Source organism: Aeromonas sp. V90_14 (genome assembly GCF_029967615.1).
GTDB classification, from domain to species: domain Bacteria; phylum Pseudomonadota; class Gammaproteobacteria; order Enterobacterales; family Aeromonadaceae; genus Aeromonas; species Aeromonas hydrophila.
Genome location: NZ_JASCAS010000046.1, coordinates 115460 through 129882 on the forward strand (window position 1 = coordinate 115460; position 14423 = coordinate 129882).

12 protein-coding genes and 1 pseudogene are annotated in these 14423 nt (G+C 50.0%); 4 read left to right on the forward strand and 9 right to left on the reverse strand.

Annotated features, from left to right (window positions below):
• Positions 1-103 precede the first annotated feature (103 nt).
• Positions 104-790: an LrgB family protein gene (locus tag QLG02_RS19980; RefSeq protein ID WP_270828327.1), complete on the reverse strand. Its 687-nt coding sequence runs from the start codon at positions 788-790 to the stop codon at positions 104-106.
• Positions 787-1143, reverse strand: coding sequence for a CidA/LrgA family protein (locus tag QLG02_RS19985; RefSeq protein ID WP_024944025.1), 357 nt, complete (start codon positions 1141-1143; stop codon positions 787-789). Before QLG02_RS19985 ends, QLG02_RS19980 begins: the two co-directional genes overlap by 4 nt.
• Positions 1144-1302: 159 nt before the next feature.
• Here QLG02_RS19985 and QLG02_RS19990 point away from each other — a divergent pair, with 159 nt between their 5' ends.
• Positions 1303-3012: a glycoside hydrolase family 36 protein gene (locus QLG02_RS19990; RefSeq protein WP_282465971.1), complete on the forward strand. Its 1710-nt coding sequence runs from the start codon at positions 1303-1305 to the stop codon at positions 3010-3012.
• A 72-nt stretch (positions 3013-3084) separates the two neighbouring features.
• Here QLG02_RS19990 and QLG02_RS19995 read toward each other — a convergent pair whose 3' ends face one another.
• Together QLG02_RS19995 and sbcB are read right to left on the reverse strand one after the other, a co-directional pair.
• Positions 3085-3591 (reverse strand): hypothetical protein, encoded by a 507-nt coding sequence (locus QLG02_RS19995; protein ID WP_282465972.1) that lies wholly within the window; start codon positions 3589-3591, stop codon positions 3085-3087.
• A gap of 154 nt (positions 3592-3745) precedes the next feature.
• Positions 3746-5161, reverse strand: a complete 1416-nt coding sequence (gene sbcB, locus QLG02_RS20000) for an exodeoxyribonuclease I (RefSeq protein WP_282465973.1) — start codon at positions 5159-5161, stop codon at positions 3746-3748.
• A 188-nt stretch (positions 5162-5349) separates the two neighbouring features.
• Here sbcB and QLG02_RS20005 point away from each other — a divergent pair, with 188 nt between their 5' ends.
• Positions 5350-6543, forward strand: coding sequence for a site-specific integrase (locus tag QLG02_RS20005; protein ID WP_282465974.1), 1194 nt, complete (start codon positions 5350-5352; stop codon positions 6541-6543).
• 523 nt (positions 6544-7066) lie between these two features.
• On the opposite strand, the pseudogene QLG02_RS20010 reads toward QLG02_RS20005, so the two are convergent.
• Positions 7067-7851: pseudogene (locus QLG02_RS20010) on the reverse strand (IS5 family transposase); the annotation flags it as partial.
• Between the two features lie 1904 nt (positions 7852-9755).
• Between QLG02_RS20010 and QLG02_RS20015 the strand changes: the two are divergent.
• Both QLG02_RS20015 and QLG02_RS20020 read left to right on the forward strand, forming a co-directional pair.
• Positions 9756-9983 (forward strand): hypothetical protein, encoded by a 228-nt coding sequence (locus QLG02_RS20015; RefSeq protein ID WP_270828323.1) that lies wholly within the window; start codon positions 9756-9758, stop codon positions 9981-9983.
• Positions 9961-10455 carry a hypothetical protein gene (locus QLG02_RS20020; RefSeq protein WP_282465975.1) on the forward strand — a complete coding sequence of 165 codons (495 nt, stop codon included), beginning with the start codon at positions 9961-9963 and terminating at the stop codon, positions 10453-10455. The genes QLG02_RS20015 and QLG02_RS20020 overlap by 23 nt, the downstream gene beginning before the upstream one ends.
• Positions 10456-10557: 102 nt before the next feature.
• Here the strand turns inward: QLG02_RS20020 and QLG02_RS20025 are convergent, their stop codons facing one another.
• The 4 genes from QLG02_RS20025 to QLG02_RS20040 all read right to left on the reverse strand — a co-directional run bounded on the left by QLG02_RS20025 (position 10558) and on the right by QLG02_RS20040 (position 13890).
• Positions 10558-11886, reverse strand: a complete 1329-nt coding sequence (locus tag QLG02_RS20025) for a PIN domain-containing protein (protein WP_282465976.1) — start codon at positions 11884-11886, stop codon at positions 10558-10560.
• 428 nt (positions 11887-12314) lie between these two features.
• Positions 12315-12950, reverse strand: a complete 636-nt coding sequence (locus tag QLG02_RS20030) for a hypothetical protein (protein ID WP_282465977.1) — start codon at positions 12948-12950, stop codon at positions 12315-12317.
• The gene (locus tag QLG02_RS20035; protein WP_348994640.1) at positions 12950-13219 is read right to left on the reverse strand and encodes a DUF4365 domain-containing protein; all 270 of its coding nucleotides are present in this window, start codon (positions 13217-13219) and stop codon (positions 12950-12952) included. The genes QLG02_RS20030 and QLG02_RS20035 overlap by 1 nt, the downstream gene beginning before the upstream one ends.
• A gap of 26 nt (positions 13220-13245) precedes the next feature.
• A complete protein-coding gene (locus QLG02_RS20040; protein ID WP_282465978.1) occupies positions 13246-13890 on the reverse strand; it encodes a hypothetical protein in 645 nt (214 codons plus the stop codon).
• Positions 13891-14423 lie beyond the last annotated feature (533 nt).

Here is a 14423-nt window from a genome sequence, read left to right on the forward strand (position 1 = left end):
AAACGGAGGGGGATGGTAATGGAAACGTTTGTCTTGTGCAAATTGTGCGGCAGGTCGCACATCGGCGGGCCCGCAGGCCCGCCATCGCGGAAAAGGGTGCTCTTCAGCTCAACCAGTGGTAAATGGCAAACAGCAGGGGGGCGACGGCGGCGGTGAGGATGCCGCACACCACCATGGCCAGCGAGGCAAAGGCCCCCTGGGTGATGCCCTGCTCGGCGGAGGTGGCGGTGCCGATGGCGTGGGCGCAGGCCCCCATGGCCAGCCCCTGGGCTTCGGGGTCGGTGACCCGCATCAGTTTGAGCAGGGGGAAGCCGATCAGGGCGCCGACGATCCCGACCACCACCACCACGGCGGCGGCGATGGCGGGAATGCCGCCCAGGGACTGGCTGACGCTCATGGCGAGCGGCGTGGTGATGGATTTGGTGGCGAGCGAGGCTAGTAGTGCCGGATCGGCGCCCATAAAATGACCGATCAGCAAGGTAGTGCAGACCGAGATCAAGACCGAGCTCAGGGTACAGATTAGGATGGGCTTGAGCCTGGCCTGGATCTGGCGGGCCTGCTGATAAAGGGGCAGCGCCAGCGCCACCACCGCCGGCTCCAGCAGTGCCGTGATGGGGTGGGTGCCGCTCTCGTACTGCTCCAACGGCAGATCGAACCAGAGCAGCAGGCCGATGATGACGGCGGTGGGCACCAGCACCGGGTTGATGATGGGCCAGGGCAGCTTGCGATAGAGGGCCCGGGTGGCGAAGTAGAGCGCCAGGGTCAAGGGAATGGCCAGCCAGAAGATCATTTGTTCATCCTCTGGTAGAGGCGGCCGACGGTGCCGAGGATCAGCACGATCCCGAGTACGATGCAGAGCATGATGAGGCCGAAGGATTGGCGCAGCGGCTCCAGCCAGGCCACCAGTCCGACTGCCACCGGCACGAACAAGACCCCCATGTGGCGCAGCAGCAGGCCGGCGCCAAGCTCAACCCAGTGCAGTTTCACCAGTTGCAGGGAGAGCAGCACAAACAGCAGCAGCATGCCGATGATGCTGCCGGGGAAGGCAAACGGCAGGATGGCTGCCAGGGTTTTGCCCGCCAGCAGGCAGGCGACGATGACCAGAAAGTCACGAAGGTACAGCAAGGCACGTTGCGCGATCACAGGAGCCCCATCTTGGTAACGGTGAACTAAGGAATACGCCAGTCTACCAGAGAGGCCGGGTTGCGGCATTAAAACAATAACAGCTGAAATCAGTTCGTTTGAGGCTGATTTAATTGAAGATTTTCAGATAGAACCCTATTCGAACCACAAGGAGTCGCCATGACATCTCTCTTGTCCCGCCTGCGCCAGCTGGCGGACGACCACCATCTGTCCCCTTCGTTGCTGCAAACCCGCCAGTGGGAGGGTCCCCTGTGCCGGGTGCGGCTCGACAACACCGGCAGCAGCGAGGCCCGGGTCGGGCACTGGACGCTGTTTGACGGCAAGCTCGGTCTCTCGCCCGCGTGCGCCATCTACGGCGAAGGCTTCCAGATGCTGGCCCAGACCATGGGCAGCTGGCAAGCGCCGCAACCGGTCGGCCGTTGCCCCGATGCCGGTGTCTATCGCATCACCGATGATCAGGGTTATCACACTGTGCACAACCTGCTGCTGGTGGAGCATGACAAGGGCTGGCTGCTGCTCGCCTTTGCCAGTTGTCAGCGCTTTGGCGGGGAGTTTCGGCTCTACCCCGATGGTCGGCTGCAGATCCTGATGAATTGTGAGGGGCGTGCACTCCCGGCCGGCCAGTTCTGGCAGAGCGAGGCGCTGCTCTGCCTCGAGGGGAAAGATCGGGAAGCACTGCTGGCCGAACTGGCGCAGCGGATCGAAGCCGAGCATGGCTCGCTGATCGGCCAGGTTGGCGAACGCCCCAGCGGCTGGTGCTCCTGGTATCACTACTACGCGGACGTGAGCGCCGCCGACATTCGTGAGAACCTGCAGGTGCGTGCCGAGCGTTTCCCGGCCCTGCGCTACGTGCAGATTGACGACGGTTATCAGGCCAAGATGGGCGACTGGCTCACCCCGTCGGCCAAGTTCGAGCAGGGGGTGGCGTCCCTGGCCGCCGAGATCAAAGGTGCCGGCTGCGAGCCCGCGCTCTGGGTGGCCCCCTTTATCGCCGAGCCTGGCTCCCAGGTGTTTCAGGAGCATCCCGACTGGTTCGTGAAGGGGGATGACGGGCTGCCGCTGCCCTCCGAGCGGGTTACCTACGGCGGCTGGCGCTGCACCCCCTGGTATGTGCTGGATGGCACTCACCCCGAGGTGCAGGCTCACCTCGAGCGGGTGTTTCGTACCCTGCGCGAGCAGTGGGGCATCCACTACTTCAAGCTCGATGCCAACTTCTGGGGGGCCATCCACGGTGGCCGCTTCCACGACCCGGCCGCCACTCGGGTGGAGGCTTACCGACGCGGCATGGCCGCCATCCTGCGCGGGGCGGGCGAGGGGGCCTTCCTGCTCGGCTGCAACGCCCCCATCTGGCCAAGCCTTGGGCTGGTGCACGGCATGCGGGTGAGCGATGACGTGGAGCGCAGTGGTCATCGTTATCGCCAGATCGCTCGCGAGGCCTTCTGCCGCGCCTGGCAGAACGACCGGCTGTGGGCCCTCGATCCTGACTGCATCTGTTTGCGGGATCTGCCGAGCCAGCAGGCGAGCCCTGCCGAGTACCGTTTCCATCTGGCGGCGCTGGTGGCAAGCGGCGGCATAATGCTGGCGGGGGACCGGCTGCAGGATCTCGACGAGGTGCAGGCGGCGCAACTGCGCAAGCTGCTCGAGCTCTGCGCGGCGCGCGCCCCTGGCGCCCGTTTCGAGTCGATGGACTTTGCCTGTGGGGAAGTGAGCCTGCCACAAGGCGGTACCCTGCTCTGCCTCTTCAACTGGGAGGCGCAGCCTCAGGAGTTTCTGTTGCCGGCAGGGGGCGAGGATTTCTGGGATGAGGGGGCAGTCGGTACCTCGCTCACCCTGCAAGGGGGCGAGGGGCGAGTGATCCGCTACCGCTGAGCACGCTGGCAATCATGATTCAGGCTCCCATGGGAGCCTGAATTTATTGTGAAAGGAGCAGCTATACCGGGGTCAGTAACGCCACTCGAAGCCGATGGCGTAATTGGCGGCGCCATAGCCCGGGATCTCGTTGCTGGAAAGCAGCGCCTTGAAGGTGAGCTGCGCCGTGAGCGGAATGCCGAGCCCCATGCCGATGGCCACTTCATCGTTGGTGTTGCCCATCATATCGGCCCGGATCATCCGATAGAGCGACATGTCCTGGCTCATGTGCACATAGCTCTGGGAGGCGCGGTTGTAGAGCTGGCCGAACACTTCCAGCTGGAAACCGGCCTGGGGGGTGATGGCCAGCGGCACGCCGACGAAGTTGTAGAGATCGGAGCGATTGAAATAGCTGTTGGTGATCTGGGGGGTAAAGTCGGTCTGCTGATAGAGGCGGCTGAAGTTGCTCTCGATCAGCTGATAGGTCTGCTGAGGCAGCTGCAGCAGGTAGTCGGGGACATCAAAACGCACACCCGCCATGCTGGCCGATGGCAGCAGGGCGCAGATGAGCAAACCAAAACCGGATAATCCTGAACGCATCGGATGCGGCATCCCCAAGGGTCGATAGGCCAACCGGCCGTTAGTGCAATGTTAGCGCACAAATAATTGAAACATCAGGAGTCTTTGCTCCCCTTCCCATTATGTCGCTGGGCGGGGGAGCGTACAGTCATTTAACCGTGAGGCGGGTCACATCTCACAGATTTTCGAGGTAGTGATAGAGGCTCTTGAGGATGGCAAAGTTCCGTTCGTTACCCTGATTCTGCTCGGCCAGCGCCTCGAGGCGCGGTACATAGTCCGGCAGACGGCGGCTGAAGTAGTCGCTGCAGTGCAGGCGCCAGCGCTTTTGCTCCGCTTCGCTCAAGGTGTGCGGCCAGTTGCGGGCGCGGTAGCGGAACAGCATCTCCGGCAGCCGTGAGTCGGTGAAGGCAAACTCCCGCTCACCCAGCAGATCCGCCGGGGTGGCGCGCACCAGATCCATGGTGGACTTGTCGCCGTGACCGAAGAAGCCGGCGTAGAGCTGGGTATCCGGATCGCCATCATTGCTGCCGGCAAACTCCTGATTGAACACTTCCACCAGCTTTTCCCGCACTTCGGGGTGGGCGCGCAGCAGATCCAGGCTCTTGCGGCACTGCTCCCGGTCGATGCCAAGCTGGTCGGCGCGCTCCGCCGTCAGGGTGGCGGCCGGCGCCAGCACCGGGCACTTGTTGATGTGCACCAGCTTCACCGGAATGCCGGCCATATCCCCCAGCTCCTCTTTCTTGGTGTAGAGACGCTCGCGGATCTCCTCGCTGGTGAGCTCGATGAGCGGGGTGGGGTCGCGGGTCAGATCCACCATGATCACCGCATTCTGGTTGCTGGGGTGCCAGGCGAGCGGCGAGACCCAGCTTGCGCACCCCTGCCAGGGGGAGAACATGCCGGAGACATGCACCAGCGGCTTCATGGTCACCACGTCGATGAGGGCCTTCACCTTGTTCTTGTTGCGAAGGTCAAACAGGTAGCCGAACAGCTTGGGCTGGGCCTTTTTCACCAGCTTGGCCATCTCGATGGTGGCCAGCACGTCGGACAGTGCATCGTGGGCATTGGCGTGGGCCACGCCGTTGGCAACGGTGAGCTTCTCCAGCTTGAAACTCGGTTTGCCCTCTTCATCAAACGCCCACTCGATCCCCTCCGGGCGCAGGGCATAGCAGGCCCGCAGCATGTCGAGAATGTCCCAGCGGGAGTTGCCGTTCTGCCAGGCGTAGGCATAGGGGTCATAGAAGTTGCGATAGAGGGTGTAGCGGGTCACCTCGTCATCGAAGCGGATGCTGTTGTAGCCCAGCACGCAGGTGCCCGGGGTGGCGAACTGCTCGTGGATCTGACGGATGAAATCCGCCTCGCACAGCCCGTCCTTCATCGCTTTTTGCGGTGTTATGCCGGTGATCAGGCACGCTTCCGGCTCCGGCAGATAGTCAGCGGGCGGCTTGCAATAGATGACCAGCGGCTCGCCGATGAGGTTGAAATCCGCATCGGTACGAATGCCGGCAAACTGCGCCGGTCTGTCCTTGGCCGGACTGATGCCGAAGGTCTCGTAGTCGTGGAAATAGAAGGTAGGATTTGTCTGCTGGTTCATTTCGTGGTTCTGAATTGTGTCTATATGCTTGAAAAACAAGTCGTTATACGGAGTGTTATCTCAGATTGTCTCACTTTGTCCGATCTTGATTCAGTCCGTTTCAGACCAGTTTGGTACATATCTGTGTACACGTTAGGACGCGTTAATGTGTCAGTGAAAAATCAGATGACCAGTCATAGGAGAGTCATATGCCACTTACTGATACGAAGCTACGGGCCCTCTATGGTAAGCCCTACTTTGGCAAGAGGGAATTGTCAGACCGTGATGGATTGTCAGCTCGGGTCACCGAACGAGGCACCATCTCGTGGCAATATCGCTATCGTTGGCAAGGAAAAGCGGCGAGACTCAAAATTGGACGCTATCCCGACCTTAAACTCGCTGATGCCAGGGCGTTGATCCCTGCTATCCGTGGTGCACTTGAGCGTAATGAACATCCCAGAGTTTTCTGGGATAAGCTCCACCAGAAGCATGATGTCACACTGAAACAGTGCTGCGAGCATTTTCGTGAGCACCATCTGCCCAAGCTGCGGCCCCGTACGGTCATGCTCTATGAGCATACCATGCAGCGCTATTTCGAACCTCTGTTTATTGGTATTCCGGTTGAACAGATCCCGTTTTCGAGCTGGCTGGAGTGGTTTGATAAGATTGGCAAGAAAAAGCCGAAAAACGCAGGGCATTTATTGCGCAGGTTAAAATCCATTCTTAGTTTTTGTATTCGGCGTAATCTCATTGGCGGCTCCCCGGTGCTGCAATTACGCACCGAAGATGTGGGCTCTCAACCTGAGAGAGGCACTCGTGTGTTGACCATGCGTGAACTCGCTCAGATTTGGATTGCATTTGAACAGAGCAGGGCCAGCCGCGGATTAAAATTGGCAGCCAAATTGGTGATCCTGCTAGGCTGTCGCAGCGGCGAGGCATTGGGTGCACAGTGGAGTGAGTTCAATATGGAGGAGCAAATTTGGACGGTTCCCGCTGCTCGTGCCAAATGTGGGGCGCCAATACGTAGGCCTATTCCTAGTAGGGTGATGATGTTGCTGCAAGAAACGGCCGTGAGATCTCGGCTAAAGGGGGGACCTGTATGTCGCTCTCCGGTGAATCAAACGCAGTCACTGAGTAGCGCATCTCTCATCCAGCTAGCTGAGCGTGTGCGAGATAAACTGGAGCTGCCGTATTGGCGTATGCACGACATGCGTCGAACGTTGAGTACTCGCCTATCGGAAGAGCGCGTTATGCCACAGGTAACCGAGAAAATTCTTGGTCACAGGATGGCGGGTGTCATGGCTATTTACAATCTACATGATTGGATTGATGAGCAACGTGAGGCATATGAGTTATGGGATAAAAAATTAATGGAGGCAGTAAAATCATTGCAGGAACTCTAAATATAACCGAACCATGAAATCATATAATTCATCATCTAAGATGAGTGCTTTCCCCTTGATATCCAGTTGTTTACCGCTGCAGTCGAATAAAAGCCTTTATTGAGAGGTGGTGGGAATTTTTCTTCTTTAATCCATCTATACAGCGTCGATCTGGATATGCCAAGTTGTTTTAATAGTGTTTTGGTTTTTATTAGTGTTGGCTCATTGTTGTTCATATATCCTCCTGTTTTTTAGGAGGTTAAACATCACAGCTACACATGTCAATTTGCGATTATTTTAGACGGTTGTTTTTATGATATATAAAAACAAACCGCCGCCTTCATACTGTGAAAATCAATTTAATAATTGTTTTTGTGTATTATAAAAGCAATGAAAATGGCTATGGAGCAATTTGGCTTATGGTTATGATATGTAAATTTCAATAAAAATTTTGGCTCGTGTTAGCCCTTGATGGTTGGGTATAGAGTGGTGTTGTTGCCCAAATCAGCCTGCAAGTCATGACTTCCCCAGCTCCTGGTGACCGTTAGACTCGGGGCTTTCTGATAGCTAGACAAAGGGTATTCAGTGTGTTTATGGCGCTGACATACGCCATGACTTCTCCCACTTGGCCGTTGTAGTTACGCAGGCTGATTTTCCCCGCCAGCAACTGATTGCTGTCTCTGCCAGTGAGCGACGGTGATACCCCGTTATCTTCTTCCAGTGTGCCAGCCCTTCCTTACGCAGCACCAGCACAGCGTCATTTCTTGGGTGTCCCTTTTTCCATAACCCCGCGCTCTTGCGAGGCGGGATACAGGCTGTCGCACCTTTGCGCGAGATAAGCAGATGGCTGGCTTTGCTGTCATAGGCGCCATCCGCATAAACATGTCCCAGCTTACGCCGCAGAGGGTTGAGCAAGGTGGGCAACACCTCGGCATCATGGACATTTTCCAGCGAGACTTCCGCCGCCACGATATCGTGGGTCACCGGGTCTACCGCCAGATGCAACTTGCGCCAGACTTGCCGCTTCTCCGCGCCATGTTTTCTGACCTTCCATTCGCCTTCGCCAAACACCTTCAGGCCAGTCGAGTCGATAACCAGGCCGGTGATGCGCCCCTTGCTGGGCTGCCGATAGGCCACTGTCACCGTGCGGGCGCGCTTGCTGACACAGCTATGGTCCGGTGCGCACAATGGCACATTCATCAACTCGAACAGGGAGTCGAGTAGTCCCTGAGTGGCCCGCAGAGTGAGGTTGAAAATCCCCTTGAGCATCAGGAAGGTACAGATGGTCTGGCCAGTGTAAAGCGGGCTGCGGCCCCGCCGCCCATGATGCAGAGTTGAAGAGGATGGTAGTGATCAGATCACCAAGTTCTCAGTTAGTTCCATTCAAGCTATATCGATTTGGGCAACAACGCCGATTTACACAATTTCAACTAGCATTTTTCCACTCAGAATCCCCGATTTACCACATCGGGGATTCTGTATTTCAACACATGATACAGTCGCTCCACGTTGTAGATATTCACCGCCTTACGTACCATCTCCCGCGTGACGAATAACATCCAGTGTCTCCAAGTTGAACAGGTCTGGATAAGATTATTATCAGAGTGTGATATTAGTGATGGTTTTATTTGTATTGAATTTAAGATTCCAGGCTTCTTCATTTTTCACTCTGAGCAGTAATGCATGTTATATTTGTCTTTTCTCCGCCAGTAAATGAGTCGTAACTCTGTCACTTACCGTAATAAATTAGCAAAATTAAAAATATAACTTATAGTGAGTGAGATAGCATGAATTGCTACTCAGAATTATTGTATTTAACATGGCTTTTATATAGAACAGATTTCATCTTGAAATACAGGGGATGTAAGTGAAGGTCAGCATGAAAAGGTATAATTATTGAATATCTACAAGGTGGCGTCGAAGCCATGCATGAGATGCATAATAAGGTATTCCTTGGTTGGGTTTCGATTGGGTGCGACAAGGCAGCTTGGTTATAATTAATGGTATCCCATTGTACTATCTTGGGACAAGATACTAAGACGAGTATGGAAGGGATGATAAATGCATATCTAGTCGCTTTATCTTCATATTTTGATGGGTTTTCTGAGTTGTCTGTATGGTAAATAGGCTCAGTAAGGCGTTGTGTAGAAGTGTCTGCCGCCATATGGCAGCGCCAAATGCTTATTGCCATATAGTGGCACGGATTTTTGATATTGAGCTAATAGTTTTACTAGCTTAAGGCTTTGTTTTTTAAAGAGCTATTTTTTAATGATTCGGTTTTGTGTACATGATAAAATCATAGCGATTTGCATGCAAAAATCTGGAAAAATCACCGATAAACATTGCCATAATATGGCAATAGAGCCGTTATATGCCATCAAGAATGGTTACTCATTAACCTGTATATAGATTGGTGCTTTAATGGTGGTTGCTTGATTTGTTGATGTTCATTGCGGTATGACAGTTTATTGAAAATAGGGTGTTATACCGAAAATTCTCATCTAGGTGAGGTCTGTATTTCCTCAGTTGATACTGATTACTGAACGCTCAATGGAATTAAGTTGAATTTTAGAATGGACTATGCTGTAGCGTTGAGAAGCGATTACCATTTATACGGCTAAGATAGTCTAAAAACTGAGCTTTTTATAGAAAAGTGGCTGTGTCATATTTCACTGAAATGCGTCATCTTATGGGTCCACGATACCGAGTACTATCGATATATAATTAATAGCAATCGACATTTCTATGCGATTTATTAAAAATTAACCTATTTACTGACGATAGCGAAAGCAACAATAAAACTCCGTGCATGGCCACTTTGTCAGTTTCAAGCTCTTGGCCTGCTCTAGCAATTTTTAAAGCAGTCAACATATCGCCGATCAATGTGAGATTTCGCGTCGCTCAGTGATCAGTCATATCGATGCGTTGTGTACTGCTGGCCTTTTGATTAAGCAGGCTCGGAAAGGCCCCAATGGGAAGAGGTCAAATGTCTACTTGTTGATACTTGATAGTGAATCTCATGCACATCCAGATGTGCAAGAGATGCACATAGAATCAGTCACTCTTTAGATCCAGTCATTGAACCAAAGATCCCCCCTGTATCCCCCCAAGGGGACAAACGCCCAGACAGTGAGCCCCCACGACGAGGTACACGCTTGCCGAACGACTGGGTGCTCCCAGGCGAGTGGGGGAGGTGGGCTATCCAGGAGACAGGCCTCCCCAGGGAGCGGATCTTGCTGGAGGCGGCCACGTTCGCGGATTACTGGCAGGCACTGCCCGGCGCAAAGGCCGTCAAGCTGGACTGGGAGAAGACCTGGCGTAACTGGATCCGCCGGGCTGCCAGCTCGTTCCGGACCACTGCGCAGCGCAAGCCACTGGAAAACCTGCAGGCTGCCCAGCAGGCCGCTAAGGCACTCAGAGAGTCGGGGAGGGGAGTCTATGACGACAGCACTCCCCTCTGACGAGACGACGGCCCTGAGCGCATCAGGGGATGCTCTGCAGGTCAGCGCCCGCATGTCGGTGTTCTTGGCTGAGGAGCTGCTGCCATTGATGGCAGGACTTTGGCCTGCCAGTGCTAACCAGCTGGACAGCAATGCCCGCGGTGTAGCGCTGGCCTGGGGGAGCATGCTAAGGGGCTTCAATGCGCAGCAGATCCGCGAGGCGGTGCTGCAGCTTGGGGAGGATGTCGATCGGCAGTATGCGCCGCGGCCGGCGGAGGTAAGGGCTATTATCCTGCGTAATAATCCCGTTCCCAGCGCTGCGCCAGTTGGCCGCCAGGTGTCCCTGCGAGTATGTGAGATGGAGGCGGAGGTGAGAGTTTACCTACGAAATCGCAGTGTGCCGGCAGAGGAAGTTACAGCTGAGCTGCGGAAGGTGTTGGCTGAGAAAGCCCGACAAGGTGTGAGTGTGATGGGGAGGGGGCTTAATGCTTAAAGGCGTTGTTCATGAGGTAGTAGACAGACATCGGCCTCTGGCCGATGTCTGCTGTTTTTACCTTTTCAATCCAGTAATTGAATAGCACCGATTTTAAAAAAACTATTCATCACTATCGCCTTCCTCATTACTTTCATTGTTGTTTTTTGATGAAGAACGTGATTTCTTTTCAGAGTCTTTAAGTCTTAATAAACTATTGCGGGCTTCATGAATTTTTAATAAATAATTTATGTATTCATCTGTGTAATAATTATCTTTAATATCGAGCGCTAGGTGTTCATTATCTATAAAGTGTTCAAGTAAAATTTCTTTAGACTTTATATACTCATCTTTATTATATTTGGTTAATAGGTTATTCAGATGCTTTTTGCGATTTTTATTGTTTTTTTCTGATATACTATATGCATTGTACCATTTAATATGGTTGTCACTAATGAAAATTGAGTCTAGCAAGGAGGCAATTGAACTCTCTTTATTTCCAGAATCAACACTAATCATTTGGTTTATCGCGTCTTGTATTGAGCTTTCTTTCACGTCCACAGCTAGATTTGATTTCCCATCTTCAAGAAACGTTGCCGTCGAATACATGTGAAATGAATTGACGCTCGTGGTTCTATAAATCTCAGATTGGAGTTCTGGTAATGGGCCAATTTGTTTTTTTCCATTTGACTCCATGTTTAACCACCAGTCATCTTTATTGTCATCAGTGATAAAAATAATATATTTAACACCGTCGTTACTGGCTTTTTCAAGAAGTTGCTTCCAAATTATATAATCCCCAAACTGTTTGTCATATTTCAAGCCATTGTGCTGATAAAAAGCAGTATCTTGTTTCGACTTAGCAGCGTCTTTGAAACCTGGAGGGATTTTATTATCGTATCTTACTTGCCCTTCTTTAAAAGTTTCATCCAGCCATTCTTGGTCAGGTGGCGGGCTGCCCACTTTGTTTTCAAAATATAAATCTAAATTGTTTCTGATTTCGTCATTTGATCTTACGCATGGTTGATTATCATCCCAATGCTTCACGGAACGTTTATAACTAGAAATGCTTCTCCCAACTTCATTTTCTAATTTTTCAGTGTTTTCATATAGCTTTGGAAAACGTCGTTTTAAAGCTAATTGCTCAAAGTCTCCTTTAAATACATTCTGTATTTTTTCTAAATTTTTTTCGATTGAATTAAAAATTGACTTTTCATGCTTGATTATATCAAGTCTTCTACGCTGATATTCAAGGCCTACATGGTAAGGGATCCAAATCCTTTCACTTAGCGCGTTTATTATTTTGAAGAAGTCATCTCTAGTCTGCTTTGCATAACCATAGAGATTGAGGAAAACATTTGTGTCAAATACAAATAATGTTTCTGGACTTTTCCATAATTCCTTCAGTTTACCACTATCAGTATTATAGTAACCCTTGAAGCTATCTTTCATGATGACTATCTCTCTTTTTTTATCCGAACTAACAATACTTAGCGTTCATAGTTATTGTATTTATGAACACCAAAGAATGGGCAACAGTCAGTATCAGAAGCATCTCTTAGTATTGCTAGTATTGCTCATATTTATATAAATGAATTTAAGTCAAGGGAGTGCAGATTTGATGGCAATTTGGGATAATCTGCTATCTCTACAGTCAAGACCTACTTCCCAATCAATTCCAGATGGCTGCAGGGTGTCGATAGGGATTATGAGATTGATGAGCCGCCACTGGTCTATCTGCTGAATTGAACTGTGCCGTTATGGACATTGTTGGTTTAGATGCTCTTTAACACGATGAATGCAGTGGCTTTAATTCGCTTGGTGTGCTTTGAATAGGTGGGGGTTGCCTACTCTACTAAGTAGGGGACGCTGCAATATCTCTATTTAAATTGCTCTGCGTATTCTATCAAAAACATAATTTGCTTCTTTTCATTTCTATTAGGTAAGTTAGATTTTTGGAGGGCTGATAGCATATCTAAGATGTTATTTTTATATATCAGAAGGTCCATAATTAGTTCGAAAGTCTTTTCATAGTCATTTTTTAATGTAAGTTTGATTCCTTTAAATATATTATATAGCTCAGGTTCTGACATTTTATTTATGCGCATCTTAAATATCTCCCTCTGCCTTTCAGTAACGGAAGGAAAATACCAAGATAAGCGGTATCCAATATCGCATATTATTTCTGGTTTACTTTTCAATGAGAAAAATGCCGCAATCATTTTACTCCATGCTATCATTTTTTCCATTTCATTAAACGCATCACTCTCTTCATTTCTTAATGAATCGAATCTGTCTATTATATCTTGAGTTATCGGGCTTTCGTAATACTGTCTGATATACATGGACATATATGGCAATGGATCGCCATTAATAGATAGCTCATTTGACGTATGGAGCTTTTGAGTTATGCTGCAAGATGCATCTCTCTCAAGAATATCTTTATAATGACTATCTAAAACAAACCATGAGGCAGTTTCAAGTTTAGGTGAAAAAACGATACCTATAGTTGGCATTATAAGTCTAGACCAGTATTTATAGTGTTCTCTGCTGGATGTAAAAGTGAATTTTTTTGTTTATGGTTTACAAATGAATCACCACTTTTAATCTGAACACCTATCAGCATACCAGTGGTACTACCGTCATCATTGACTAACCCGATCTGTCCATCAATGCCAACATCACTCGAACTTGTTTCTCTAAAAATCATACCAGACATGGAGAGGGCGTATCCTGAGAAATAGACGCCTGCTCTGCTAGTCAACTCAGTATGAGGTACCTTCAATTATTATCTCCAGATTTTTCAGTGAATTAATTAACTTCGTTTTTAGATGTCGAGTTCTTCTGGTTATTGGTAACTTGTATCTGTTGTATTGGTTGCTCTTTATTTGCTAGTTCAACTTCAGGTTGAATAAGACTTGTATATAATGCAAACATAAATCCAGCAAGCCCTATAAAAAAGCCGCCAATAGTGTAGTATTTCTGATGTCTTTTTTCTTTTTCGTTAATTGTTAGGAGGTCTTTAATTTGAGATGTCAGTGGCTCTAGAAGATGATTGTTTCCACTTGTTTGGTCTCTCAACCGCTCCAGATGAATTCTAATTTCGCTTGGGAGACCCTCAAAAGGTTCATCATTTTTGTATTGATTAATATAGCCTTTTATTAACTCTTTGTGAGGTGATAAGTCCACCTCTCTTCCAGCCATTATTTCACGATGATATTTCCTTATTGTGTTCTGAATTTTTGATTGAGTTAAACCTCTTGATGATGCTATTTCCTTTATATCATCCCATGTGGGGGTGCTATGCTTTACAGTATCTTTGAAGTCTTTCGAAAAATCAGATAGCGCGATCGTTTCAAATATCTCACCAAGTACACTCGCTAAGAACCAGGCAAAAATGGCAGATACGCCTATAGCACCAATACAAATCATTACAACATACATCCAATCTGGCATTAATAATTCCTTTCTAGTTAGAAAACCATTTTAAAAGAGAGTACTATAATCTCATCTGGTGGAGTTGAGCCTTCGAAGTCTCAAAGTTTGGATTTCCGCATTAATTCTCCAATATATTGAGTTGGTGAATTTTTAGCTACCGCCCCTAAGTTACAGCTCCTAGATTGCTGCTTTTGCCCTGTGATCAGATGACAGTTCCTTGTCATGGGTAAGCCTTGCTTGGAGCTTGGGTACCGTGCGGAAATCGTATCTCAAACGGTGCTGTTTGTTGAGCGAAAAGAAGGGGGAATTGAGAGGGGATCACAGATTCGCAGGGGAGGGGCTGTAAGGAGGAAGGGGATCTTGCCCTCTAGATGCTTGGAGGGCGTTGTGATTGGAAGCAAAAGACCAAAATTTAGGTATTCCAATGGGTTCCATTCGTTTCGGAGGCCACAGTATACTTGCTCGGATTTTCGTCTGGATGGAGGTCTTCCCTTTCACAGGTGTCAGCACTTGGTATGGGGATAGTGCTATTTGCAAGATATTCAACCCAA